Raw genomic sequence first — 25,493 nt, 5'->3', positions numbered from 1 at the left:
GCTCACCTCTTACCATTCCGAACAGAGTAGTTAAGCCCGTTAGCGCCAATGGTACTACAATCGTGGGAGAGTAGGTCGCCGCCTTCTTCAAAACCCTTCATTACTTAAAATGAAGGGTTTTTTTTAGTTTATACATTTTTGTTAGAAGATGATAAAGTTGATTTTATGACACTGATAGCAAAGCCTGAATAAAATAGATATTAAAGAAGATTCATTTGGCGCATGTAATTACGTATTATCAATACCATGCGTATCGACAAGATAATGGTCTGTGATGAATTTGATTTATTTTTAAAATATTTTATACTACCGAGCGAGTGCTATCTATAATGATTATTTTATATATAATACTAATAAAAAAAGCTGCCTTTATATAGGCAGCTTTTCAAATATTAAGTTCAATTTTCTTAATCTTTCAAAATACTTCTGGAGATCACAATTTTTTGGATTTCACTTGTTCCTTCATAGATTTGAGTAATTTTTGCATCTCTCATTAATCTTTCTACATGATATTCTTTTACAAACCCATTACCACCATGAACTTGTACAGCTTCTACAGCCACTTCCATTGCTACTTCTGAAGCATAAAGTTTTGCCATTGCTCCAGACAGATCATAGCTTTCATTGTTATCTTTATCTAATGCAGATTTGTATACGAGCATTCTTGCAGCTTCAATTTTGGTGTGCATATCAGCTAATTTAAAAGCAATGGCCTGATGATTCATAATCTCTGTTCCAAATGCTTTACGAACTTTAGAATATTCTTTAGCTAGTTCATATGCGCCTGCTGCAATACCAAGTGCTTGAGCAGCTATACCTATACGACCACCGGCAAGGGTTTTCATGGCAAATTTAAAACCAAAACCATCTTCACCAATACGATTCTCTTTAGGAACTTTGACGTCATTAAAAATAAGTGAGTGAGTATCACTACCACGTATTCCTAATTTGTCTTCTTTAGGGCCTATCTCAAAACCTTCCCATCCTTTTTCAACGATAAAAGCGTTGATTCCACGATGTTTTTTTTCTCTATCGGTCTGTGCAATTACAAGATAGTAATCTGCGGTTCCTCCATTAGTGATCCAGTTTTTAGTTCCATTTAGAATATAATGGTCACCTTTGTCAATTGCAGTAGTCTTTTGCGAAGTCGCATCACTACCTGCTTCCGGTTCAGATAAACAGAAAGCTCCAATAGACTCTCCTGTGGTTAATTTTGTAAGATATTTTTCTTTTTGTTCAGGTGTGCCATATGTATCTAGACCCCAACATACCAAAGAATTATTTACGGATACAATTACAGAAGAAGAAGCATCTATTTTTGATAATTCTTCCATTACCAATACATAAGAAAGAGTATCCATTCCGCCTCCTCCATATTCAGGAGAAGCCATCATGCCTAAGAAACCAAGTTCTCCCATTTTTTTTACCTCTTTCTCAGGGAATTCTTGCTTATTATCTCTTTCGATAACTCCAGGTAATAATTCAGTTTTTGCAAAATCACGAGCAGCGTCTCGTATCATTAATTGTTCTTCAGATAATTTAAAGTCCATATTTTTTTATTATTTACTGTGCGTGCATAACACGTAATTTGTACTTTTTTGTAAAAAAAAATCGATATAAGATCTATTTTTTTATTAATCCTACAAATATAAGCTATAAAATAATAGTTTTACTGTTTTTTTTCTTTTTTGGTAAAATCGTTGAAAAAATGAAAATGCGTACTACTTTTTTATGTTAATAACGTAGTTCTGACAATCTTTGTTTTTGCGGTAGTGAGCTGTTATAATGCGGTTAATAATTTTGTTTTTATTTAAGCTTTAGAGATATTAAGTTTTTTATATTTGTCTGAATACATTAAGATCCGAATTCAATTTATTGTAATACTTCAATAATATGACTCAGCGTTGACCTTCGTGAAGAAGGGAATATATAATTTTTATGAAAACAAGAAATAGAAATAGTGTCACTTTCTGTGTCAAGCGAAGTCATTAACTCAATAGATTGAAAAAAGATAATGAAAGAATTATTAAAAAAATACGAACAAAAAAAACCTGAAATAGTTTTTAATTGGAAAGATTCAGAAACAGAAGCTGAAGGCTGGACAGTAATCAACTCATTAAGAGGAGGCGCAGCCGGTGGAGGAACAAGGATGAGAAAGGGGTTAGATGTGAATGAGGTGGTTTCTCTAGCGAAAACTATGGAAGTAAAGTTTACCGTTTCTGGTCCAAGTATAGGGGGTGCAAAATCAGGGATTAATTTTGATCCAGATGACCCAAGAAAAAAAGATGTGCTAAAAAGGTGGTATAAAGCAGTTTCCCCTCTTTTGAAAAGTTATTATGGTACTGGGGGAGATCTTAATGTTGATGAAATTCATGAAGTAATCCCTATTACAGAAGAATGCGGAGTTTGGCATCCTCAGGAAGGAGTGTTTAATGGTCATTTTAAACCTTCAGAGGCAGACAAAATCAATAGGATAGGTCAATTACGACAAGGGGTAATTAAAGTTTTAGAAAATACTACATTCTCTCCTGATGTATTACAAAAATATACAGTAGCAGATATGATTACCGGGTATGGTGTTGCAGAAGCTGTTAGACACTATTATGATATTTATGGTGGAAATCTAAAAGGAAAAAGAGCGATTGTTCAAGGTTTTGGCAATGTTGGATCTGCAGCAGCTTATCATTTATCAGAAATGGGAGCAAAAATTGTTGGGATTATTGATCATGTTGGTGGTTTAATAAATGAAGAAGGCTTCTCTTTTGAAGAAATTAAACAATTATATCTTGACAAAAAAGGGAATAAGCTTTACAGTGAAAAACTTATTCCTTTTGAAGAACTAAATGAAAAAATATGGTCATTACCTACTGAAGTTTTTATGCCATGTGCAGCATCTAGATTAATTACCAAAGACCAAATCACAAAAATGATAGATGCAGGACTAGAGGTAATCTCTTGTGGGGCAAATGTTCCTTTTGCAGATACAGAAATATTTTTCGGTCCTATTATGGAGTACACAGATAATAAAGTTAGTCTTATTCCTGATTTTATTTCTAATTGTGGTATGGCCAGAGTTTTTGCATACTTTATGGAGAGAAAAGTACAAATGACTGATGAAGCAATATTTATGGATACTTCAGAGACCATAAAAAAAGCAATTCAACAAATTTATAATATTCAAACATCTAAAATTAACATAAGCAAAACAGCTTTTGAGATAGCCCTTAATCAGCTGTTGTAATATTAATCGCATAATTAAGTAAAACAATGTTCAAGTATTTTTTAGGCAATAGTCCGAAATGGTTTAAAGCAGTCATGATTGGCTTCTTAATTTTTAATGTGTTTTCTTATTATATATTAGGCCCGACGATTACGGCCTGGTTATTTATCGGAGAGTTTATTTTTACACTAGCTATGGCACTTAAGTGCTACCCTTTGCAATCTGGAGGGTTGTTAGCGATAGAGATTCTAGCTCTTAATTTGACTACACCCAAAAATGCATACCATGAGGTGGATCAAAATCTAGAGGTTGTACTTCTATTGGTATTTATGGTAGCCGGGATTTATTTTATGAAGCCCTTGTTAATGTATCTATTTAGCAAAGCATTTATAAAAATCAAATCCAAAATGATATTATCCTTGCTATTTGTTTTTATGGCTGCAGTGCTTTCTGCGTTTTTAGATGCGCTTACTGTTACAGCCGTTTTAATTAGCGTTGCGGTTGGATTTTATGGGGTATATCATAAAATTCATTCGGGATCAGGAGATTATGATGAAAGTGGTGTGCTTGATAGGAAAGAATTAAGCGGCGAGACTTTGGAACAATTCAGAAGTTTTTTAAGAAGTTTAGTAATGCATGGAGTAGTTGGTACTGCTCTTGGTGGCGTTTGTACTTTGGTAGGAGAGCCTCAAAACTTACTAATTGGTGAGCGAATGGGATGGGATTTTATAGAATTTTTCTTAAAAATGGCTCCTATATCACTTCCAGTATTAGTAGCCGGATTAATAACTACTATGGTGTTAGAAATGACTGGAGCATTTGGCTTTGGAGCTAAACTACCTGAAGTCGCTAGAAAAATAATAGAAAACTATACAAAAGAAGAAGATGCTAATCGATCAGATGCTGCAAAATTTGGATTAGTAGTACAGGGTATTTCTGCGATTCTTTTAATTATAGGTTTAGCTTTACATCTTGCTCCTGTTGGTTTTATTGGGTTGGCTTTAATCATCATACAAACTGCATTTATGGGAATTACAGAAGAACATCATTTGGGTCCTGCGTTCGAAGAAGCTCTGCCTTTTACAGGGCTATTAGTTGTTTTCTTTGTGATTGTTGCTATGATCCATGATCAACACTTGTTTAAGCCGATTATTGATTGGGCATTGTCTTTGGATACAGACTCACAACCTTATATGTTTTATCTGGCAAATGGAATTTTATCTATGATTAGTGATAATGTATTTGTAGCTACTGTTTATATTGGAGAAGTAGAGCAAGCGTTCAAAAATAGTGTGATTGACAGGGCACAATTCGAAAAACTAGCTGTAGCGATTAATACGGGTACAAATTTACCAAGTGTCGCAACACCAAACGGTCAGGCAGCATTTTTATTCTTACTTACCTCTTCACTAGCTCCTTTAATAGGATTGTCATATTCTAAAATGGTGAAAATGGCTTTTCCTTATACTATAGTGCTTGGAGGTATTGGATTGTTGGGAATATTGTATATATTGTAAATTGAAATACTTAACCTACAGAATTAACGTTACTATACTAACACTAAATTAACAAAATCAAATGACGTATTTATTTATGCTGGGTGCTTTAGCCCAAAATACCCCCAAGGTAGAAGAAGACCTAGAAGAAAAGAGCTTATCCATTATGGATTTGCTATTTAGCGGAGGAACTGGAGCGGTAATCATTATATCCATACTTTTTGTATTGCTTTTTGTAGCCGTTTACATTTATTTTGAAAGGTTATTTGCTATAAAAGCAGCATCAAAGTATGATGAAAGTTTTATGAGTAAAATTAGAGATAATGTTGCCAATGGAAAAATAGAAGCAGCAAAAATACTATGTGCTCAGACAAACAACCCGGTAGCTCGATTAACCGAAAAAGGAATTTCGCGGATTGGCCACTCTTTAGAAGACATAAATAAAGCTATAGAAAATGCAGGTAGATTAGAGGTGTATAAACTTGAAAAAAATGTAGGTATTTTGGCAACGGTTGCAGGTGCTGCACCTATGATTGGTTTTTTGGGTACAGTTATTGGTATGATTATAGCGTTTCATAACTTGGCTTCAAGCTCTGGTACTGCTGATATGGGAGTATTGGCAGAAGGGATTTATACAGCGATGACGACCACAGTAGGAGGATTAGTTGTTGGTATAGTTGCTTATATTGGATATAATCATCTTGTTGTTCGTACGGATAAAGTGATTCACAAAATGGAGGCAAACGCAGTAGATTTCCTAGACTTGTTAAACGAACCAGTTTGATATGAATTTAAGAGGAAGAAATAAAGTGAGTCCGGAATTTAGTATGTCATCAATGACAGACATTGTATTTCTGTTATTGGTTTTTTTCTTATTGACATCTCCGGCGATTACTCCAGAAGCTTTGGATTTGATTTTGCCTAAAGCCAAAGGAAAGAGCTCTAATGTTCAAAATATATCTGTTAGCATTACCAACAAATTACAATATTATGTAGATGATGAACGGATAAGTCAAAGTAGGCTTGAGTCAACATTGCTGTCTCGATTACAAGGCAAAAATGACCCTACTATTATTCTAAGGGCTGAAGAAGGAGTTCCTATAGAGAAAGCCGTAGGAGTAATGGATATTGCTAATAGGAATAAGTTTAAAGTGATTCTGGCGGTAAGGCCCGAATAATGATGATTAAATTTGATACTAAACATAAAAGAAAATCCTTGGTGTTGACAATTATTGTTCACATAGGGATTATTTTTTTATTATTTTACCTGAGTTTAAGTTATTTAAAACCCGAAGATGAAGAAGGGGGGATCGCTGTAAACTTTGGTACTACTCTTACAGGTTCCGGAAATGTCCAACCTAATCAACCTATTAAAACATCTCCTAGAAATACAGCTCCCGAAGCTTCTGAATCCGTTCCCGAAGAACAAGTAGAGTCACCAGAAATCAAAGATGAAGTTATTACTCAAGACACAGAAAATGCTCCTGTAATAGAAAAAAAACCTAAGAAAAAACCGGAAAAAAAGGTTGAGAAACCTAAAAAAGATCCGACAAAAGAGCAATTGGTTAAGAATTCTAATAATACATCTAAGCAGAAAGAACAAAAGAAAAAAGCTGATCCTAAACCAGATAAATCTACTTTAGATATCTTGAATAGTTTTTCTAATGGTCCAAAAAATAATGGAACGGCCAAAGGGGGTGAAGGTAATGATAATTCACCTGGGGATAAAGGTAGTCCCAATGGCGATCCTAATGCGCGATCTTATTATGGGACAGGAAAAGGGTTAGATGGAGATGGAAACTATCGTCTAGGAGGTCGTAAGGCCTTGAATAAAGAAAAAATTGTTCCGGATTGTAATGAGTTTGGTATAGTGGTAGTAAAAATTGAGGTAAATCAATCAGGAAAAGTAATCAGAGCTACGCCCGGAGTGAAAGGAACTACAAATAGTGCTTCTTGCTTGATGGGACCGGCAAAAAGAGCTGCGCTTGCTACACGATTTAATAGCGATACTAAAGCACCTACAAAGCAAGTAGGAACAATTGTTTATCAATTTAAACTCTCAGAATAATATATAAAATTTGAATATGAATTACAGGGAAACTCTTGATTGGATGTTTGCCCAATTGCCAATTTATCAACGACAAGGGGCAAAAGCATATAAAATTGATCTCACCAATACAATTGAGTTAGCAAGCTACTTACAAAACCCTGAAAAAGAATTTAAAAGCATTCATGTAGCCGGAACAAATGGAAAAGGATCTACTAGTCATATGATTGCTTCTGTTTTACAAGAAGCAGGGTACAAAGTCGGTTTATATACTTCACCACACTTAAAAGATTTTAGAGAACGCATTAGAATTAATGGCAATAAAGTATCTGAGAGTTATGTAGTTGATTTTATTGCAAAACATAAGCACTACTTTGAAACTCATCATCTCTCTTTTTTTGAAATGACAGTAGGTATGGCTTTTCAATATTTTGCAGTATCAGAAGTAGATATCGCAATTATAGAAGTTGGTTTAGGAGGAAGACTTGATTCTACCAATATCATTACTCCCGAAGTTTCTATAATTACTAACATAGGACTAGATCATACCCAGTTTTTAGGAGATACTTTAGAAAAAATAGCTGCAGAAAAAGCTGGGATTATCAAAAAAAATGTCCCTGTTGTTGTGGGTAGGGTAATTCCTGAAACAGAAAGTGTATTCAAAGAGAAATCAAAACAATATAATTGTGATTTATATTTTGCTGAGAAATATGATGGAAAGCTTTATACCTCTGATTTAAAAGGCGATTACCAAAAAGAGAATATAAGGACATCTTTACAAACTATTAGATTGCTAAAAAATAAGGGATGGGATATCGATGATTCTGCTATTGAAAAAGGATTAGGTAATGTAGTTTTGAATACAGGATTGCTTGGAAGATGGCAAATACTTCAAAAAGAACCAAAAGTTATTTGTGATACAGCACATAATGAAGATGGCTTATCGGTAGTATTAAAACAGTTGCAAGAAGAAAAATTTGATAAACTTCATGTCGTATTAGGGGTAGTAAATGATAAAGATTTAGATCCTATTTTATCATTATTTCCTAAAAATGCTTTGTATTATTTTACTAAACCAGACATCCCAAGAGCAATGGACGAAGAAAAATTAGAAGAAATTGCAAAAAAAAATAATTTGTCAGGAAAAAAATATTCTTCTGTTAAATTTGCGTATGATGCTGCTTTACAGGAGGCTATAAAGAATGATTTGATTTATATAGGAGGCAGTACATTTGTTGTAGCAGAAATAATTTAAAATTTCTTTAAAAATCTTTTGGTAGACTATAAAACTGTGCTATATTTGCATCCGCAATCAGGAACAAGGATTGTGAAAAAAACATAGGGGCGCGTAGCTCAGTTGGTTCAGAGCACTTGGTTTACACCCAAGGGGTCAGGGGTTCGAATCCCTTCGCGCCCACTTCGTTAAAAACCTGAAGATTAATCTTCAGGTTTTTTTGTTTTTACTAGATTTAAGTATACAATTAATCATTTTGTTGACTAGTCTAACAGTGCTAAAAAATCATTGTTATTTATAGAGTACTTTAAATTTATATTGAGATCATTTTCTTATTTTTAATATCTTAAATATACAGTATCTTTATAATACCAAATCCATTCTTATGTTTGCCAAAGGAAACAAGTTGTATAGTGTTTTTAGAGGAGTATGTCCAAAATGTCATAACGAGTCTATGTATGTAAATAAGAATCCATATTTTACAACAAAGCTGTTTCTTATGCATTCTCGATGTTCTCACTGTGATACCAAGTATAAAATTGAACCTTCGTTTTTCTTTGGTGCAATGTATGTGAGTTATGGTATTGGAGTTGCTGTTGGGGTGGCTTGTTTTGTTATTAGTTATCTTTTCCTGAATTTAAGTTTACTAACATCTTTTTTTGTGATAACTGCAGTTTTAATACTGTTATTTCCGATTATAGCAAGGTTAGGCAGAAATGTATGGATTAATCTCTTCATGAAATATGATGCAGCGTTGGATCAGAAAGAGACACATACAAAGACTACAGGAGTTGTAGAATAAAAAATATAATTTACACATTGAAATTTGAAGGATGAATAGCGGAAGTGAGCGTCTAAATTTACCATACGTTATCTATGTATTTGTATCCAGAAAAACAAAAAGTAAATACAATAGTACTTTAAAAAAGGTCTAAAATACGTTCTAATTTCATTCCTCTTGATCCTTTGATTAATATTGTTGATTTCTCTGAATTCAAATAAAACTGACTTTTGAAATCATCATATGATTCGAACTTTTTAATACGAATATCGGTAGTTGATGTTTTGTAAAAATTACTTCCTATTAAGTAAATGTTATCTGTATTTGTATTATTGATTAGGCTAGCTATTTTTTGATGTTCAACAGAAGCTTCTTCTCCTAACTCAAACATATCTCCAAGAAATACAATTTTGTGCGATGCATTTAATTGTTCAAAATTTTTGATCGCAGCCTCCATACTTGAAGGGTTAGCATTATAAGCATCTAGAATGATAGTATGTTTTGCTGTTTGTATAATTTGCGATCGGTTGTTTTTTGGAGTATAACCTTCAATAGCTTTTTTGATGTTCTCTTTGTTTATATCAAAATAAGAACCAATAGTAATGGCAGCAGCTATATTAGAGAAATTGTATGCTCCAATTAAATTGCTTTCGATTGTGATGTCGTTAAAAGAGATGGTGACATTAGGATTGGCTTCAATAAATTTTACACAAACATTTCCGGTATTAAATTCAGAGAAGGTATAAGTGCTGATATCTTTAGAAGCTTCAACTAATTTTTTGTCCTCTAAATTGAGAAAAACTATTTTGTTGTTCTTTTTCAAGTGTCGATACAGCTCTGTTTTGCCTTTTAAAACACCTTTAAGGCCACCAAATCCTTCTAGATGTGCTTTTCCTATATTGGTAATGAAACCATAATCAGGCATTGTTATATTGCATAATAATTCTATTTCTCCCTGATGATTAGCTCCCATTTCTACAATTCCGACCTGAGTGTCTTTGGACATAGATAATAGTGTAAGGGGTACACCAATATGATTGTTTAAATTACCAATTGTTGCAGTTGTATTAAATTTTGAAGATAATACGCAATTTATGAGTTCTTTGGTAGTTGTTTTTCCATTGCTTCCTGTTAATGCAATAATAGGAATATCTAAATATTGTCTGTGATAAGTAGCAAGCTTTTGGAGTGTGTCTAAACTATTACTTACTAAAATATGGTTGTCAGTAGTTTTGTGTTTTTTATCATCAATTACGGCATACTTGGCGCCAAGTTCTAGAGCTCTATCAGCATATGTATTACCATCAAAGTTTTCTCCTTTCAATGCAAAAAAGATAGCATTTTGTTCTATTTTTCTTGTATCGGTTGATATTCCGTTACTTTTTAAGAATAATTGGTGTATCTGGTGTATAGTCATTAAAATCAGTAAAATTAAAAAGCCCTACAAATATATGCAGGGCTTTTCTATATAACGAACTTTAGTTAATTTTTAATATTATCTTCTTGGTTTCTGGTGTCTTGGTGTTTTTTGTTTTTTCGCTTTTGTTCCTACTCTAGACATCGCGTTTCTGAAACCAATATAATCTGTAGCCATATCCTGAGGTAAGAATCTTCTTTGTGCAGGATCTAACCAATAAGCTCTATCTTTCCAAGAACCTCCTTTATATACTCTTACTTTGTCATCAACAATAGTAGTTCTTTTGCTCGATTCGTCGTATCTCCTATCCATTTTAGTGCTATCTTCTTCATTAGGCCCTACGTAATGTATTGGAGCATTGTACATTCTTCGATTAGGAAGATTTTCTTCTTGATAACCTTCATAATATCTAGAAGAGCTTTTGTCTCCGTCTCTGTAGTTTCTATTATCACTATCCGTGAAGTTAGTTCTCATATAAGTTTCATTTTCATCAATAGGAACTTGTAAGATACCACCAGGAAGAACACGAGCTATAATTTTTCCATTACTCAATGTATCATAAACTATAGAGTCAGTCATAACTATTTTTACCGTTCCGTCTGGATTGATAGCGTTTTTTGTATAAACATTTCCTCTATAATAGTTGAAATCATTGTATTCGTCGTCTACGATAGGTCTGTAAACATCTGCAACCCATTCTGCTACATTTCCAGCCATATCATAAAGACCATAATCATTTGGATCATATGATTTTACTGGAGCAGTTATATCAGCACCATCATCACTCCATCCTGCGATACCACCATAGTCACCATCTCCTTGTTTGAAGTTGGCTAATTGATCTCCTCTAGTTCTTCTTTTTCCAGATCTGGTATATTTACCATTCCAAGGGTATTTTTTTCTACCTCTATAAATATTATAACTTCTTATTTCTACAAGTCCTAAAGCAGCATATTCCCATTCTGCTTCCGTTGGTAGACGATACTTAGGTAATAACAACCCATCTTTACGTTGAATGTATAGACCTGTAGAGTCATTTGTTTTAGAATATCTTTGAGAAGATTTTCCTCCTCTTATTGCTTCGTCGTTACCTCCATATGTTTGTGAAGGTGCATTTAAATAAGTTTCTGTATCAAAAGTACTTTCTGCAGAAACATCTTCAAAAGGTGCATTTTCCTTTATTACTTGTTCTTCTTCAAGTATTCTTTCGTTTACACGATTTGTTCTCCAGTTACTAAATTCTACTGCTTGAATCCAATTCACTCCAACAACAGGATAGTTTGCATAAGCGGGATGACGTAAATAATTATTAGTCATCATTTCGTTAAAACCAAGTCTGTTTCTCCAAACTAGTGTATCAGGTAAAGCACCATAATAGATGTTCTTGTATTTTGGTTCAGTTGGTGGATATACACCTTTTAACCAATCCAGATATTCAAGATACATTATATTAGTAACTTCGGTTTCGTCCATATAGAAAGATTGAACGTGTTGTTGGGTTGGGGTGTTATTCCAATCGTGCATAACATCGTCTTGAACACGACCCATAGTGAAGGTACCACCTTCAATAAATACTAATCCAGGTCCAGTTTCTTGCTCTTTGTAATTTGTTGCTACTTGAAACCCGCCATCTTTGGAGTTGTATTCCCAACCTGTAGCTCTCGAATTGTTCCCATAATCATTCTTAGAACAACCAAATAATAAAACACTAACGGAAAGTGCCATTAGTGACTTAAAAATAAACGCGTTTTTCATAATCTTAAGTTCGTTAAAGTAGAAATTAGGGCTTGCAATATAGTAATAAACGTTAAACTTACCCTAAATTTTTTTAATAATTATCAATTCGCAAATGTTTTTTGCGGATTTATAACGACTTTGGATTAACGGAATTATTTTAAATTTATTATTTTTTTTAAGAAAAACAGTGGGGTTATCACTTGTTTTTGATCTTTTTGTTTTTTCGAAAGTGGTCTTAAGTTGCTTATAAATAAGGGGTTGCCTGCTTTTGAGGTGTTTTTTGCTTTTTGGGTTATGTTAAAGAAATTTATTAAAATCTTTTGCTTTCTGGAAATTTAAAAGGCTTTAGAAAAAAAAGATTAAAAAATATTTTTAGAGTTTAATATTTTTTGAAATCAATATGAGATTAGTCTACTTTTTTATTGATCCATACTTGTAAATGGTTATGTTTTTTGTGTAAAAATATTAACATATACTTTTGATTAGAGTTGTTTTTTAACAGATACTTTTTGGATGGAAAATTTTGTAGAAATGGCTTCGTTGGTTTGTAACTGCCTTATTTTTAGGCAGATATTTGTTTATGAGAATCTTATGGAAAAATTATAACATATTTCTAAAATTTGCGTTAATCAATCAATGAGTAAAAAAACTAGAATCAATTACTCATAATCACTAAATAACTATATATTTGTCAAACTCAATTTTATTAGGCATGAAAAAAATATTTATTCTTGGTCTTGTTTTTTTTACACTTTTTAATTCCAGGATAAAAGCTCAAGAAAACCGCGCAATAACCACTGCCGTACCTTTTTTATTAATAGCAGCCGATGCTAGAGCAGCAGGTCTTGCTGATCAAGGAGTAGCAACATCAGCTGATGCTTTTTCTCAACAATGGAACCCGGCTAAATACGTTTTTATTAGAAATAAGCAGGGGGTAGGAGTGAATTATACACCATATTTAAGTGATCTTGTAAATGATATTTTCTTAGGGAATTTAACATATTATAATAGACTTAATGAACGAAGTGCCGTTGCAGCCAGTTTTAAGTATTTCAGTCTTGGTGAAATTGAGTTTAGAGAAAATGCTACCGATTTAGGTTTGATACAGCAGCCCAATGAATTAACTTTCGATCTTACATATGCTTTGAAATTAAGTGAGACACTTTCTATGTCTGTAACCGGTAGGTATTTAAGATCGGATCTTAGATTGCAAGGAACTGGTGATGATGCTTCTGCTGGAAGTGGTTTCGGTGTAGATATAGCTGGTTTTTACAGGAGTGATGAAATTGCTTTTAATTCTTTTAATGGTAGATGGAGAGCAGGAGCAGTAATTTCTAATATAGGTCCTAAGATAAGCTATGACGACGCTGGACAGGAAAACTTTATACCAACAAATTTTAAATTGGGTGGTTCTTTTGACTTTATTTTTAACGAAGATAATATAGTAACACCTTCTATAGAAATAAACAAATTATTAGTGCCTTCTCCGCAAGATTTTGATGGAGATGGAGATATTGATGCAGAGGATAATGAAGAGTATCAAGATATAAGTTCTTTTGGAGCTATATTCTCTTCTTGGGGAGATGCAGATGGTGGATTTAGTGAAGAGCTAAAAGAAATTACCTGGGCATTAGGAGTAGAATATAAATATCAAGACGTTTTTGCATTCAGAACAGGATATTTTAATGAATCTGAAGAGAAAGGTTCAAGACAATTTTTATCTCTGGGAGCCGGATTTAAGTATAACACGGTGAATCTTGATGTTTCGTACTTATTTTCTACTGCGGCAGTTAGAAGTCCATTAGAAGGAACACTTCGTTTTGGTGTTTCATTTAATTTTGGAGATAAATATTATGATTAATGTATTAATATATTAAGATATATAGAAGTAAGTGTCAAACATATTGTTTGGCACTTTTTTTCTTTTGCAAGTCAAGCTTTTTTGAGTAATATACTAAAGGATAATGAAAGAAATTGAAATAAAATCGGTATTACAGGTTTATGATTCGTTTGATGATCTTTCCAAAGATGTTCAAGATTTAATGAAGCAATCAATCATGATCAGAGATAAAGCATATGCTCCTTATTCTCAGTTTTTGGTAGGAGCAGCAATTTTATTAGAAAATGGTGAGGTAGTTTTAGGTAATAATCAGGAAAACGCAAGTTATCCATCGGGGCTATGTGCAGAAAGAACTGCTATTTATCACGCAGGAGCTAATTACCCAGGAGTATCTATAAAAATGATGGCGCTTACAGCAAAATCTTTAAAACATAAGCTGGAATCTCCTATACCTCCCTGTGGAGCTTGTAGACAGGCGATAGCAGAATATGAGCAAAAACAGGATGCTCCTATAGAAATATATTTTATGGGAGAAACAGGAAAAGTTGCAAAATCTTCATCATTATCTAATTTATTGCCACTTATTTTTGATAATTCATATTTATAACGTTTTCGTTGATTTTATGACCAAACTGTTTTTTGATTAATTTCTAATATGTTATTTTTGTTTTTCGATCTTTTTAAAAACTACAAGAAATAGTAATTGAAAAAGGTTGTTATATCTATTTTTAGACACACATCAGTACAATTTATAAATGAAGAAGATAACAAAAGATGTCTACCTTAATTGGTATGAAGAAATGCTTTTCTGGAGAAAATTTGAGGATAAATTAGCTCAAGTTTATATTCAACAAAAAGTTAGGGGATTTTTACACCTGTATAATGGTCAAGAGGCTATTTTGGCAGGAGCACTCCATGCAATGGATCTTACCAAAGATCGTATGATCACTGCTTACCGTAATCATGTTCAGCCAATAGGAATGGGAGAGGATCCCAAGAGAGTAATGGCAGAATTGTATGGTAAAGGCACAGGAACCTCTCAAGGTTTAGGAGGATCTATGCATATTTTTTCAAAAGAACATCGATTTTATGGAGGTCATGGTATCGTCGGGGGGCAAATTCCTCTGGGAGCTGGTCTTGCTTTTGCAGATAAATATCATAAAAGAGATGCTGTTACATTAACTTTTATGGGGGATGGGGCGACAAGACAAGGTTCTTTGCATGAAACTTTTAATCTTGCTATGTTGTGGAACTTGCCTGTAGTATTTTGTGTTGAAAATAATGGCTATGCAATGGGAACTTCTGTAGAGCGTACTGCTAATCATACTGATATCTGGAAATTAGGTCTTGGATATGAAATGCCTTGTGGTCCTGTAGATGCTATGAATCCTGTAAAAGTTGCAGAAGCTTTTGATGAAGCGATTACAAGAGCTAGAACCGGAGGAGGTCCTACATTTTTGGAACTGAAAACATATCGATATAGAGGTCACTCTATGAGTGATGCTCAAAAATATCGTACAAAAGAAGAAGTAGCAGAATATCAAAAAATAGATCCAATCACTCAAGTTTTGGATATTATTAAAGAAAAGGAATATGCTACAGAAGATGAAATAAAGATAATAGATAAGAGAGTAAAAGATAGAGTTGCAGAATGTCAGAAATTTGCAGAAGAATCTTCATTCCCTGAAAAGAATGTAATGTACGATGTTGTCTATGAGCAAGAAGACTATCCATTTTTATCACACAAACCACAATAAATTATGGCTACAGTAATCAATATGCCGCGATTAAGCGATACAATGGAAGAAGGAGTTGTCGCGAAGTGGCTAGTGAATAAAGGAGATAAAATCAGTGAAGGCGATATACTAGCTGAAATAGAGACCGATAAAGCTACTATGGAGTTTGAGTCTTTCTATGAAGGGACTTTGCTTCATATTGGTATTGAAGAAGGAGAAACAGCTCCGGTTGATAAGCTGCTAGCGATTATTGGAGAAGAAGGAGAAGATATTTCTGATTTGCTTAACGGAAGCACATCTGCAGTGGCTAAAGATGTTGCTCCAGAAGAAGAAGTTAGTCAGGAAACATCAAATACTACTGGTGTTGCGGCTATACCTGAAGGAGTTGAAGTTATCACAATGCCCAGGTTGAGTGATACTATGGAAGAAGGAACAGTAGCAAATTGGCTCAAAAAAGTAGGAGATGCTGTAGAAGAAGGTGATATACTAGCTGAAATAGAGACCGATAAAGCTACTATGGAGTTTGAGTCTTTCTATAATGGTACACTTTTACATATCGGAATTCAGGAAGGCGAAACGGCACCTGTAGATGCTTTACTTGCAATTATAGGACCTGAGGGAACAGATATATCGGGTATAAAAAATGGTACTGTAACCTCTGCTTCATCGAGCGCAGTTTCAGAACCTGCTACAGAAACAAAATCAGAGACAAAACAAGATACTACTCCGACATCAACAAATAATAATGGAGAAAGAATTTTTGCTTCTCCATTAGCAAAAAAGATTGCTGCCGACAAAGGAATAGATCTTGCACAAGTTATAGGAACGGGAGATAATGGACGCATTGTAAAAAAAGATGTAGAATCATTTACACCTTCTGCTTCTGCACCAATATCAGATACTCCTGTAGTATCTTCTAAGGAAACTACCACCGAAGTTCCTGTGCAAACATTTACTCCTGCGGGAGAAGAAAGTTTTGAAGAAGTAAAAAATTCTCAGATGCGTAAAGCAATTGCCAGAAGTCTTTCTGCTTCAAAATTTACAGCTCCTCATTATTATCTTACTATCGAAGTAGATATGGAAAATGCAATGGCCTCCAGAAAGAATATTAATGCTCTTCCTGATATCAAGGTTTCATTTAATGATATGGTAGTAAAAGCATGTGCTATGGCGCTTCGCAAACATCCACAGGTAAATACAAAGTGGACAGACGAAAATACGATATATGCCAAGCATATAAATGTTGGAGTTGCTGTTGCAGTGCCTGATGGATTAGTGGTTCCTGTTTTGCCTTTTACAGACCATATGTCACTTACACAAATAGGAGCAAAAGTTAAGGATCTAGCGGGTAGAGCTCGTGATAAGAAATTAACACCACAAGAAATGAGTGGTAGTACTTTTACAGTGTCAAATTTAGGAATGTTTGGGATACAAGAATTTACTTCGATCATCAATCAGCCAAATTCTGCTATTTTATCTGTGGGGGCAATTGTAGAAAAACCTGTAGTAAAAAATGGACAAGTAGTAGTAGGAAATACAATGAAAGTTACCCTAGCTTGCGATCACAGAACTGTTGACGGAGCAACTGGAGCGCAATTTTTACAAACATTAAAGCAATATCTCGAAAATCCGGTTACTATGCTGGCATAGTTAGAAGAAACCATAATAAATATTCATAACTAAATCCTGCTTCTAATGAAGTGGGATTTTTTATCTTTATCTCAAAACATTGATCATGATAAAGCATTTTTTTTACATTTTTATAGTAGTATTATTTGTGAATTGTAAACAAGATACTACAGCTCAAACCAGTGCTAATACTTCTCAAGAAATTACTTTAGAAAAGACAGATTCTAAATATGTTGCAGAAATTATGAATTTTTTAGCCAGTGACGAACTCGAAGGGCGAGATACTGGTAGCAAAGGACTCGAAAAAGCAGCAGAACGTATTGAAGAAGAATTTAAAAAATATGGAATACCTCCTTATTTTGATACTTATAGAGATAACTTTGATGCAAAAGGAGTTGCAACATACAATGTTGTAGGGTATCTCAAGGGTGTTGATAAGGAGCTTTCAAAGGAGCTTGTGATTGTAGGAGCTCATTTTGATCATATCGGAAAAGGAAAAGAAGTGAATAATGATACTATAGCCAATGGTGCTAATGATAATGCAGCGGGAAGTACCGCTGTGCTTGCTTTGGCAAAGCAACTGGCAAAACTTAAAAATAACAAGAGAAGTATTCTTTTTGTTCTATTTGGAGCAGAAGAAAAAGGATTGCTGGGGTCCAAACATTTAGCAAATGTGTTAAAAGAAAAAGGTGTTGACTTATATACAATGGTTAATTTTGAAATGATAGGAGTTCCTCTAAATGCGAAATCTTACCAAGCGTATATAACTGGATATGAGTTGTCAAATATGGCAGATAAAATAAATGAATATGCAGGGAGTGAGCTTGTAGGCTTTTTGCCAAAAGCAAAAGAATATCAATTATTTAAAAGAAGTGATAATTACCCTTTTTATCAAGCCTTTAAAGTACCTTGTCAAACAATCTCTACCTTTGATTTTACTAATTATGACTATTATCATCATGTTGATGATGAGGCATCTGAAATGGACTTTGAATTTATGACTAGCTTAATTAATAGTTCTGCACCTGTTTTAATGAAAATAGCAAATTCTCAAACAAAAGAAATTACATTAAAATAATGTGCTGAAAAGATAAATGTTTCTGATTTAACAATAAACGATTGTCATTAAATATGAAAAACATAATTATTACCGGAGCAAGTAGGGGCATTGGTTATGAGCTTGCAAAAGCGTTTGCGTCTGATGGGCATAATATTTTGGCTTTATCCAGAAATGAAAAACCCATTTTAGAACTTCAACATAAAAACATACATACGTTTTCGTTTGATATTTCAAATCAAGAAAGCCTTAAAGAAATGACAGCGTATATCAATAGAGAATGGCGTCAAGTTGATATACTAATTAATAACGCAGGTAAATTGATTAATAAACCATTTGAAGATCTTTCCGTAGAGGATTATATAGATGTATATAAAGTAAACGTTTTCGGAGTCGCAGAAATTACTCGTCTGGTCTTACCATTCATGCAATCAGGTAGTCATGTGGTAACAATAAGTAGTATGGGAGGAATACAGGGGAGTATGAAATTTCCTGGCCTTGCAGCTTATAGTTCTAGTAAAGGTGCGGTAATTACATTAAGTGAGTTATTGGCAGAAGAATATAAATATAAAGGGATTGCTTTTAATGTATTGGCGCTAGGTGCTGTACAGACAGAAATGCTCGAAGAAGCTTTTCCTGGATACCAGGCATCTGTAACTGCAATAGAAATGGCAAATTATATTAAAGGGTTTGCACTAACAGGAAATAAACTTTATAATGGCAAAGTTCTTCAAGTGTCGAGTACTACTCCTTGAGTTGTAATTTCTGTGAAAAAATTAATCATTTTGTGATATTATTTCACAAGTATTAATTGTTTGTTAAGGAGTACTTTCCTTATTTGTTAATTTATTGAAGATATTGTCTTATAAATGTGATACTTATTGACTAAAAAAGTCATTGCTTATTTATTTAGTTAACTAACATAAGGTTAACAAAAGGTTATGTTTTTGTTAGTAGGAGTGTTGTTTTTTTTTATTCAGTTTTAACTAACTAATAAATAAACAATATCATAATGAAAATGGTCACTCAACGTGCCCTAATGCTCTTTATTGCATTAGTGGCACAGCTAGCCTTTGCGCAAGAACGAACTGTAACCGGTAAGGTTGTCGACGACAACGGATCTCCTCTCCCCGGTGTGAATATTATTATCAAAAGTACCAGTAACGGAACCCAATCTGATTTTGATGGTCTTTATACTATTGAAGTTTCAGATGGTGATGTGCTGCTTTTTAGTTATTTGGGGTTTACAACTAAAGAAGTACCCGTGGGAACAGGATCTACATTAGATGTTCAACTAGAACCTTCAGCCTCTCAATTAGATGAAGTAGTAGTAACAGCTCTCGGTATTACCAGAGAAAAGAAATCTTTAGGGTATTCTACTCAAGAAGTCAAGCAAGAAGATATTAATACTACAAAAACAGCTAATTTTTTAAACAATTTGTCTGGGAAAGCTTCGGGAGTACAAATTCGAAGGAATAACAACCTGGGAGGATCAACTAATATTGTAATTAGAGGGTCTACTTCATTAGGAAATAATAACCAGGCATTATTTGTAATTGATGGTGTGCCTATTACAAACCGTAACACCAATACTCGTTCTCAGGAGCAAGCGGGTTCGGGGTATGATTACGGTAATGCGGCTCAAGATATCAATCCAGACGATATAGAGTCTATTAATGTCTTAAAAGGAGCGGCAGCTTCTGCTTTATATGGTTCTAGAGCTGCTAATGGGGTTGTTATTATTACAACTAAAAAAGGAAAGAAAAGTTCTGGTATTGGAGTCACTATTAATTCAGGGATTACTGTAGGCTCAATTGATCGATCTACTTTTCCTAAGTATCAAAAACAATATGGTGCAGGATATGGGCCTTTTTATGGACCAAGTGGAAATGAATTTTTAGATAGAATTGATATCGATGGAGATGGTGAACTTGAACTTGTAACACCATTATCAGAAGATGCTTCATATGGAGCAGAGTTTGATCCAAATTTACTAGTGTATCAATGGGATGCTTTTTATCCAGAATTAGATAATTACCAAACAGCAACACCTTGGGTTAATGCAAAGAATGGCCCAATTGAATTTTTTGAAACCCCATATACGCTTACAAATTCAATTTCTTTGGATAAAGGATTTGAGAATGGAAGTTTTAGATTAGGGATCAGTAATTTTGATCAAGAAGGATTATTGCCCAATAGTAATCTTACACGTAATAATTTTACACTTAATGCTACATATAAGTTTACAGAAAAACTTACAGCTACCGGATTTGGTAATTTCATTAGAACCGATGCGCTGGGTCGTAACTCAACAGGGTATAATGATAATATTACCGGGATGTTTAGACAATGGTGGCAAACCAATGTTGATATAAAAGATCAGCGAAACGCTTATTTTTCTACCGGACGTAATATTACCTGGAACCCTAAAGGGGTTAATGATACAGCACCAATCTATTGGGATAATCCTTATTGGACACGTTATGAGAACTTTCAAAATGATGAGCGTAATCGTTTTATAGGAATTGTATCCTTAAATTATAAGGTTAATGACTGGTTAGATTTCTTAGGTCGTTTTGCCGTAGACAATTATGATGAATTGCAGGAAGAGAGAAGAGCTGTAGGTAGTGTGCCTAATGCCTTTGGGATTGGTACAGGTGGAGATGATCGTAGTCTTGGTCGTATCAATTCTGAATCAGGATATTCTAGAAGAAATATTGTTTCATCAGAATACAACTATGATTTTATAGCGAATTTTAATAAAGATATTTCTGAAAAATTTAATGTTAAAGGACTAATAGGATTGAATATTAGACGTTCAAAATTCAAATCTATATTTAATGCAACTAATGGAGGTTTAGCAATTCCGGGAGTGTATTCTATACAAAATACCACTAACCCTCTTTTGTATCCGACAGAGATAGAATCAACAGTTGGTGTAGACGGTTTATTTGCAAGTGCATCTTTGGGATATGATAATACATTCTTTTTGGATGGGACTATTCGTAGAGATAAATTTTCAACATTACCAGAAGATAACAGTACTGTATATTATCCATCAGTATCAGGAAGTTTTCTCTTTTCAAATTTATTTGAATCAGAAAGTATTTCATTTGGTAAACTACGTCTCAATTACGCAGAAGTTGGTAATGGTGCCCCTTTTGATAGAGTGGAAGATACCAAATCGATCAATGTTGCTTTTAATGGCGGAAGTGCAAGTGTAAAGGACAGAAAAAACAACCCGGATTTAAAAGCAGAAAGAACTGCAAGTATAGAGGCAGGTTTAGAAATGTCTTTTGTTTCAGGAAGATTAGGATTTGACGTTTCATTATATAAAACCAATACAACAGATCAAATTTTGTCGTTACCAGTAACTACAGCTACAGGTTTTTCTACAAGACTTATCAATGCAGGAGAAATAGAAAATAAAGGGATAGAGGTGTCTGCATTTGGTAAAGTGATTCAAAATGATAATTTTACTTGGGAAGTAAACTTAAACTGGAGTAAAAATGAGAACGAAGTAGTATCGTTGTTTACAGATGCTAATGGTAATGAAATTACGAACCTTCAATTAGGAAGTTTTCAAGGAGGAATCACAATAAATGCAACCGTAGGTCAACCCTATGGAACAATTCAAGGAACTGATTATACCTATGTCAATGGAGAAAGAGTTGTAGACCCTACAAATGGTCAGTATATCAAAACAACAACATCTGATAAAGTAATAGGTAATGTTAACCCAGACTGGGTTGGAGGTATTAATAATAAATTCAGATACAAGAATATAGGATTTAGCTTTCTAATAGACGTGCAAAAAGGAGGTAGTATTTTTTCTTTGGATCAATACTATGGTTTGGCTACTGGATTATACGAGGAAACAGCATTTATTAATGATTTAGGAAACCCGGTAAGAAACTCATTAGCAGATGGAGGTGGTTTTATCAATCCGGGTGTTAATCCAGATGGAAGTGTAAATACAAGTCGTATCAGGGCAGATCGTTTTGGTGCTTTTGGTTATAGAAGAGGTTTGCCGGATAGCGCATTTGTATACGATGCAGGATTTGTAAAATTAAGAGAAGTTACACTATCATACGACCTTCCAAAGAAATTTCTTAAAAATACATTCTTGAAGGCTACAACATTCAGTTTTATTGGTTCTAACTTATGGATTATAGATAAAAGCTTGCCGCATGCCGATCCAGAATCAGGGTTAGGATCAGGTAATTTACAAGGGTATTCTACAGGATCATTGCCTACAACAAGAGATTTTGCGTTTAATGTCAAAGTACAATTCTAAAAAATATAATGATGAAAAATATAATTTATATACTGTTGACTATTTTAGTTACGGTTTCTTGCTCCTCTGATATCGAGGACTTGAATGAAAATGTAAAGGACCCGATAAATGTACCGGGGGCAGCTTTGTTTACAAGTGCTCAAAAAAGCCTGGTAGATCAAATGGTAAGTACCAATGTGAATAGAAATATCTTTAGGTTGATTATGCAGCAATGGACAGCAACTACATATACAGATGAAAGTAATTATGATATTGTAACTCGAACAATACCCGAGAGCCAGTGGGATGCGCTATACAAGGATGTACTAAAGGACCTTGATGAAGCGTATACTGTAATAAATGAGCAAGACGTATTGCCGGGTGAAGATCCACAAGTAAAAGCAAACCAATTAGCGATTATAGAAATACTTTCTGTATATACTTTTTCAACGTTGGTTGATACATTTGGAGATATTCCTTATTCTGAAGCATTAGACATTGAAAACCTATTACCTAAGTATGATAACGATCAGGAGATATATACTAGTTTGATTACCAGATTAAATAATGCAATTAATGATTTAGATGAAGGGAGTAGTAGTTTCCCGGCTTCTCAAGATAATATGTATCTGGGAGATGTGTCTAAGTGGATTAAATTTGCTAATTCTTTAAAACTAAGAATGGGAATCACAATATCTGATGTATCTTCATTATCAACTCTGGCAAGAACTATGATAGAAGAAGCAGCACCTAACGTAATAAGTAGTAATGAATATAATGCAACATTAAAATATCTGTCTTCTACACCAAATACTAACCCTGTTTATGTAGATTTAACATTAAGCGGGAGAAACGATTATGTAGTGACAAATACAGTTGTGGAAGCAATGCAACCTAGAGATTATGAAAGAATAGAAGATACAAACGGAGATGGAACAATTGATGAAAGTGATAGAGAAACCGTTGTGCCAGGTTCAATTGAGTATACAGATCCTAGGATGAAGTTTTATTTTGAAGACAATATTGATGCCGATCCATCTATAGAACAAATTGTTTACTTAGGAGGAACTCCTGGTTCTAATAATTCGTTCTCTAATTTTACACATATTAGTCCAGGCATTGGAAATAATCCGACATTAGAGGGTATTCTTATGGATTATTCAGAAGTCGAATTTTTACTGGCAGAAGCCGTAGAAAGAGGCTTTGCAGTAGGAGGTACTGCAGAAGAACATTATAATAATGCAGTAACCGCTTCTATAGAATATTGGGGAGGTACTTCTGCAGAAGCTTCTGCACATTTAGCATTGCCGGCAATCGCTTATGCTACTGCTTCTGGTGACTGGAAAGAAAAAATAGGAAATCAAAAATGGATTGCGTTATACAACAGAGGTTTTGAATCCTGGAACTCTTGGAAATTATTAGATTTCCCCACTTTGCCTGCTCCAACAGATCCTGTATCAGAAACGCCTGTAAGATATACGTATCCTATAGTTGAACAAACCTTAAACGGAGATAGCTATAATGCTGCAGCTAGCGCTATCGGTGGAGATGCTGTGACGACCAGAATTTTTTGGGATGTAAACTAATCAACCTGCCAATACATAAACAAACCAATTAAAAAGGTGTGCATTTGCACACCTTTTTCAATTTTTTTCATAGCAATGAAAAATACACTAATACATAAAGTAATTATTACACAAACTGATTATTGTATATTATTTACAACAGCCAGCATTTCTTCTTGTTCAGACATTTCTAAACTATTTTTTATAATGTTTTCCAAATCAGGAATCACTGTTCTGGCTAATTTTGTAGGACTATTAAATAGTACTGTTATTCCCAATTCTTTTTTAGGGAAAATAGCAATTTCACTTCTGAAATTATTGACATAACCTCCATGATGAATCATGGTATAGGTGTCATTATCGTCAGCATTTGAAAATGTATGTAATCGCCAACCAAAACCATAAGAAGAAGAGATATGTCCGGGCCATTTTTGATAATATTTATAACTTTTTGGAATCTCTACAGCTGGAGTAAATACTTTTTGTAAAATGTCATTTTCAATTATTTCAGGGTGTTGTCCTAGTAATAATTTCATCCATTTTCCCATGTCTGTAGCACTGGCATTAACACCTCCCGCTGCTATAGCATTATAATACTTTTTGTTGAAAGCAACAGGTCTCCATCTTCTATATTTAAGACGGTGAGGTCTTGCTACATTATCAGCTTTTATCAAAGATTCATAGTCAGTAGAAGCAGATGTCATATGCAGAGGATCAAAAATCTTTTCCTGTATTGTTTCACTGAATGTTTTTTGAGTAACTTTCTCTATCATAGCACCGCTTAAAGCAAAGGCAGCATTTTGATAACTGTATATTTTTCCTAATTTGCCCTTAGGTCGTATTGTTCTGAATTTTTTAGAAATATCTTCTATAGACAATCCTTTTTCGACAAGATTAGTAAAACTATGATAAGGAAGCCCTGTAGCATGTGATAATACATGTGAAACAGTTACACTATTGGTTCGTTTTGTATTCCCAAACCTGAAGTCAGGAAAATGATCAACGATTTTTTCATTCCAATCAAGGAGTCCTTCTTGTACCTGAATCCCGGTAAGAATACCTGCAAATCCTTTAGAAACAGATCCAATTCTAAATATGGTTTCTTGATCTATTGTCTCAGAGTTTCTGATGTTTCTTTTTCCAAAACCACCAGCAAAAATAATAGAATCACATTTTACGATTGATACTGCAGCACCAACAATTTTGCGATTGCGTATAGCTTTTTCAAAATATTCATTTAACGCCTGCTCTAATTTCTGTTTTTGAAAATCATTGATAGCTGGAGTATTTGGAAGATCTATCACATTTTGAGGAGGCGCGGCGTAGGCTTGTATCTCTTTAGATAAATCAGTCTTATTTTGTACTTTTTTTGCTGAAATTAAAAAAAAGCATAGGACAATGGCGGTAATAACGGGGGGGATAATAAAACGCTTTTTCATAGTAGGTTAGCTCGATATA

At 34.0% G+C, this 25,493-nt stretch carries 19 protein-coding genes, 1 tRNA gene and 1 rRNA gene; 17 read left to right on the top strand and 4 right to left on the bottom strand.

The features are described from left to right. A 5S ribosomal RNA gene (gene rrf / locus FHK87_RS25830) occupies window positions 1-87 on the top strand; the annotation flags it as partial. A gap of 320 nt (window positions 88-407) precedes the next feature. Here the strand turns inward: rrf and FHK87_RS25825 are convergent. After that, window positions 408-1,550 carry an acyl-CoA dehydrogenase gene (locus tag FHK87_RS25825; RefSeq protein WP_140597778.1) on the bottom strand — a complete coding sequence of 381 codons (1,143 nt, stop codon included), beginning with the start codon at window positions 1,548-1,550 and terminating at the stop codon, window positions 408-410. 464 nt (window positions 1,551-2,014) lie between these two features. Between FHK87_RS25825 and FHK87_RS25820 the strand changes: the two genes are divergently transcribed. The 8 genes from FHK87_RS25820 (at window position 2,015) to FHK87_RS25785 (ending at window position 8,799) form a co-directional block, all read left to right on the top strand. After that, a complete protein-coding gene (locus FHK87_RS25820; RefSeq protein ID WP_140597775.1) occupies window positions 2,015-3,241 on the top strand; it encodes a Glu/Leu/Phe/Val dehydrogenase dimerization domain-containing protein in 1,227 nt (408 codons plus the stop codon). 26 nt (window positions 3,242-3,267) lie between these two features. Next, window positions 3,268-4,737, top strand: coding sequence for a sodium/proton antiporter NhaB (gene nhaB, locus FHK87_RS25815; RefSeq protein WP_140597772.1), 1,470 nt, complete (start codon window positions 3,268-3,270; stop codon window positions 4,735-4,737). Window positions 4,738-4,813: 76 nt separating this feature from the next. After that, complete coding sequence (locus tag FHK87_RS25810) at window positions 4,814-5,500, top strand: MotA/TolQ/ExbB proton channel family protein (protein ID WP_140597794.1); 687 nt, start codon at window positions 4,814-4,816, stop codon at window positions 5,498-5,500. Window position 5,501: 1 nt separating this feature from the next. After that, the gene (locus FHK87_RS25805) at window positions 5,502-5,894 is read left to right on the top strand and encodes an ExbD/TolR family protein (RefSeq protein WP_140597770.1); all 393 of its coding nucleotides are present in this window, start codon (window positions 5,502-5,504) and stop codon (window positions 5,892-5,894) included. A 2-nt stretch (window positions 5,895-5,896) separates the two neighbouring features. After that, window positions 5,897-6,784: an energy transducer TonB gene (locus FHK87_RS25800; RefSeq protein WP_140597791.1), complete on the top strand. Its 888-nt coding sequence runs from the start codon at window positions 5,897-5,899 to the stop codon at window positions 6,782-6,784. Between the two features lie 16 nt (window positions 6,785-6,800). Beyond that, window positions 6,801-8,018, top strand: a complete 1,218-nt coding sequence (locus FHK87_RS25795; protein ID WP_140597769.1) for a bifunctional folylpolyglutamate synthase/dihydrofolate synthase — start codon at window positions 6,801-6,803, stop codon at window positions 8,016-8,018. Window positions 8,019-8,105: 87 nt separating this feature from the next. Next, window positions 8,106-8,180 (top strand) — tRNA-Val (locus tag FHK87_RS25790). Between the two features lie 202 nt (window positions 8,181-8,382). Then, window positions 8,383-8,799, top strand: a complete 417-nt coding sequence (locus tag FHK87_RS25785) for a DUF983 domain-containing protein (protein ID WP_140597768.1) — start codon at window positions 8,383-8,385, stop codon at window positions 8,797-8,799. Window positions 8,800-8,917: 118 nt separating this feature from the next. On the opposite strand, the gene FHK87_RS25780 is transcribed toward FHK87_RS25785, so the two are convergent. Both FHK87_RS25780 and gldJ read right to left on the bottom strand, forming a co-directional pair. Continuing rightward, complete coding sequence (locus FHK87_RS25780; protein WP_140597767.1) at window positions 8,918-10,195, bottom strand: UDP-N-acetylmuramoyl-tripeptide--D-alanyl-D-alanine ligase; 1,278 nt, start codon at window positions 10,193-10,195, stop codon at window positions 8,918-8,920. Between the two features lie 78 nt (window positions 10,196-10,273). Next, window positions 10,274-11,950 carry a gliding motility lipoprotein GldJ gene (gldJ, locus tag FHK87_RS25775; protein ID WP_140597766.1) on the bottom strand — a complete coding sequence of 559 codons (1,677 nt, stop codon included), beginning with the start codon at window positions 11,948-11,950 and terminating at the stop codon, window positions 10,274-10,276. A 694-nt stretch (window positions 11,951-12,644) separates the two neighbouring features. On the opposite strand from gldJ, the gene porV reads away from it, so the two are divergent. The 8 genes from porV (at window position 12,645) to FHK87_RS25735 (ending at window position 24,056) form a co-directional block, all read left to right on the top strand. After that, window positions 12,645-13,793 carry a type IX secretion system outer membrane channel protein PorV gene (gene porV / locus FHK87_RS25770; protein ID WP_140597765.1) on the top strand — a complete coding sequence of 383 codons (1,149 nt, stop codon included), beginning with the start codon at window positions 12,645-12,647 and terminating at the stop codon, window positions 13,791-13,793. Window positions 13,794-13,896: 103 nt separating this feature from the next. Then, window positions 13,897-14,379: a cytidine deaminase gene (gene cdd, locus FHK87_RS25765; RefSeq protein ID WP_140597764.1), complete on the top strand. Its 483-nt coding sequence runs from the start codon at window positions 13,897-13,899 to the stop codon at window positions 14,377-14,379. 148 nt (window positions 14,380-14,527) lie between these two features. After that, window positions 14,528-15,529, top strand: coding sequence for a pyruvate dehydrogenase (acetyl-transferring) E1 component subunit alpha (pdhA, locus tag FHK87_RS25760; RefSeq protein WP_140597763.1), 1,002 nt, complete (start codon window positions 14,528-14,530; stop codon window positions 15,527-15,529). A 3-nt stretch (window positions 15,530-15,532) separates the two neighbouring features. Then, window positions 15,533-17,158: a pyruvate dehydrogenase complex dihydrolipoamide acetyltransferase gene (locus FHK87_RS25755; RefSeq protein ID WP_140597762.1), complete on the top strand. Its 1,626-nt coding sequence runs from the start codon at window positions 15,533-15,535 to the stop codon at window positions 17,156-17,158. 85 nt (window positions 17,159-17,243) lie between these two features. Beyond that, complete coding sequence (locus FHK87_RS25750; protein WP_140597761.1) at window positions 17,244-18,215, top strand: M20/M25/M40 family metallo-hydrolase; 972 nt, start codon at window positions 17,244-17,246, stop codon at window positions 18,213-18,215. A 53-nt stretch (window positions 18,216-18,268) separates the two neighbouring features. Next, entirely contained in the window at window positions 18,269-18,949 is a 681-nt protein-coding gene (locus FHK87_RS25745) for an SDR family NAD(P)-dependent oxidoreductase (RefSeq protein WP_140597760.1), read from the top strand. Between the two features lie 257 nt (window positions 18,950-19,206). Beyond that, window positions 19,207-22,491, top strand: coding sequence for a SusC/RagA family TonB-linked outer membrane protein (locus FHK87_RS25740; RefSeq protein ID WP_140597759.1), 3,285 nt, complete (start codon window positions 19,207-19,209; stop codon window positions 22,489-22,491). Window positions 22,492-22,502: 11 nt separating this feature from the next. Beyond that, window positions 22,503-24,056 carry a SusD/RagB family nutrient-binding outer membrane lipoprotein gene (locus FHK87_RS25735; RefSeq protein ID WP_226294427.1) on the top strand — a complete coding sequence of 518 codons (1,554 nt, stop codon included), beginning with the start codon at window positions 22,503-22,505 and terminating at the stop codon, window positions 24,054-24,056. Window positions 24,057-24,175: 119 nt separating this feature from the next. Here FHK87_RS25735 and FHK87_RS25730 read toward each other — a convergent pair whose 3' ends face one another. Beyond that, on the bottom strand, window positions 24,176-25,474 hold the full coding sequence (locus tag FHK87_RS25730; protein ID WP_140597757.1) for a serine hydrolase domain-containing protein: 1,299 nt from the start codon (window positions 25,472-25,474) through the stop codon (window positions 24,176-24,178). Window positions 25,475-25,493 lie beyond the last annotated feature (19 nt).

Source organism: Aquimarina algicola, from assembly GCF_006443095.1.
Taxonomy (GTDB): Bacteria; Bacteroidota; Bacteroidia; order Flavobacteriales; family Flavobacteriaceae; genus Aquimarina; species Aquimarina algicola.
This window is presented reverse-complemented; position numbering and strand designations above follow the sequence as displayed.

Excerpts from the sequence above, each read along its gene's own strand:
- FHK87_RS25825 (WP_140597778.1), bottom strand. The coding sequence starts at position 1,550 with ATGGACTTTAAATTATCTGAAGAACAATTAATGATACGAGACGCTGCT.
- FHK87_RS25820 (WP_140597775.1), top strand. The coding sequence starts at position 2,015 with ATGAAAGAATTATTAAAAAAATACGAACAAAAAAAACCTGAAATAGTT.
- nhaB (WP_140597772.1), top strand. The coding sequence starts at position 3,268 with ATGTTCAAGTATTTTTTAGGCAATAGTCCGAAATGGTTTAAAGCAGTC.
- FHK87_RS25810 (WP_140597794.1), top strand. The coding sequence starts at position 4,814 with ATGCTGGGTGCTTTAGCCCAAAATACCCCCAAGGTAGAAGAAGACCTA.
- FHK87_RS25805 (WP_140597770.1), top strand. The coding sequence starts at position 5,502 with ATGAATTTAAGAGGAAGAAATAAAGTGAGTCCGGAATTTAGTATGTCA.
- FHK87_RS25800 (WP_140597791.1), top strand. The coding sequence starts at position 5,897 with ATGATTAAATTTGATACTAAACATAAAAGAAAATCCTTGGTGTTGACA.
- FHK87_RS25795 (WP_140597769.1), top strand. The coding sequence starts at position 6,801 with ATGAATTACAGGGAAACTCTTGATTGGATGTTTGCCCAATTGCCAATT.
- FHK87_RS25785 (WP_140597768.1), top strand. The coding sequence starts at position 8,383 with ATGTTTGCCAAAGGAAACAAGTTGTATAGTGTTTTTAGAGGAGTATGT.
- FHK87_RS25780 (WP_140597767.1), bottom strand. The coding sequence starts at position 10,195 with ATGACTATACACCAGATACACCAATTATTCTTAAAAAGTAACGGAATA.
- gldJ (WP_140597766.1), bottom strand. The coding sequence starts at position 11,950 with ATGAAAAACGCGTTTATTTTTAAGTCACTAATGGCACTTTCCGTTAGT.
- porV (WP_140597765.1), top strand. The coding sequence starts at position 12,645 with ATGAAAAAAATATTTATTCTTGGTCTTGTTTTTTTTACACTTTTTAAT.
- cdd (WP_140597764.1), top strand. The coding sequence starts at position 13,897 with ATGAAAGAAATTGAAATAAAATCGGTATTACAGGTTTATGATTCGTTT.
- pdhA (WP_140597763.1), top strand. The coding sequence starts at position 14,528 with ATGAAGAAGATAACAAAAGATGTCTACCTTAATTGGTATGAAGAAATG.
- FHK87_RS25755 (WP_140597762.1), top strand. The coding sequence starts at position 15,533 with ATGGCTACAGTAATCAATATGCCGCGATTAAGCGATACAATGGAAGAA.
- FHK87_RS25750 (WP_140597761.1), top strand. The coding sequence starts at position 17,244 with ATGATAAAGCATTTTTTTTACATTTTTATAGTAGTATTATTTGTGAAT.
- FHK87_RS25745 (WP_140597760.1), top strand. The coding sequence starts at position 18,269 with ATGAAAAACATAATTATTACCGGAGCAAGTAGGGGCATTGGTTATGAG.
- FHK87_RS25740 (WP_140597759.1), top strand. The coding sequence starts at position 19,207 with ATGAAAATGGTCACTCAACGTGCCCTAATGCTCTTTATTGCATTAGTG.
- FHK87_RS25735 (WP_226294427.1), top strand. The coding sequence starts at position 22,503 with ATGAAAAATATAATTTATATACTGTTGACTATTTTAGTTACGGTTTCT.
- FHK87_RS25730 (WP_140597757.1), bottom strand. The coding sequence starts at position 25,474 with ATGAAAAAGCGTTTTATTATCCCCCCCGTTATTACCGCCATTGTCCTA.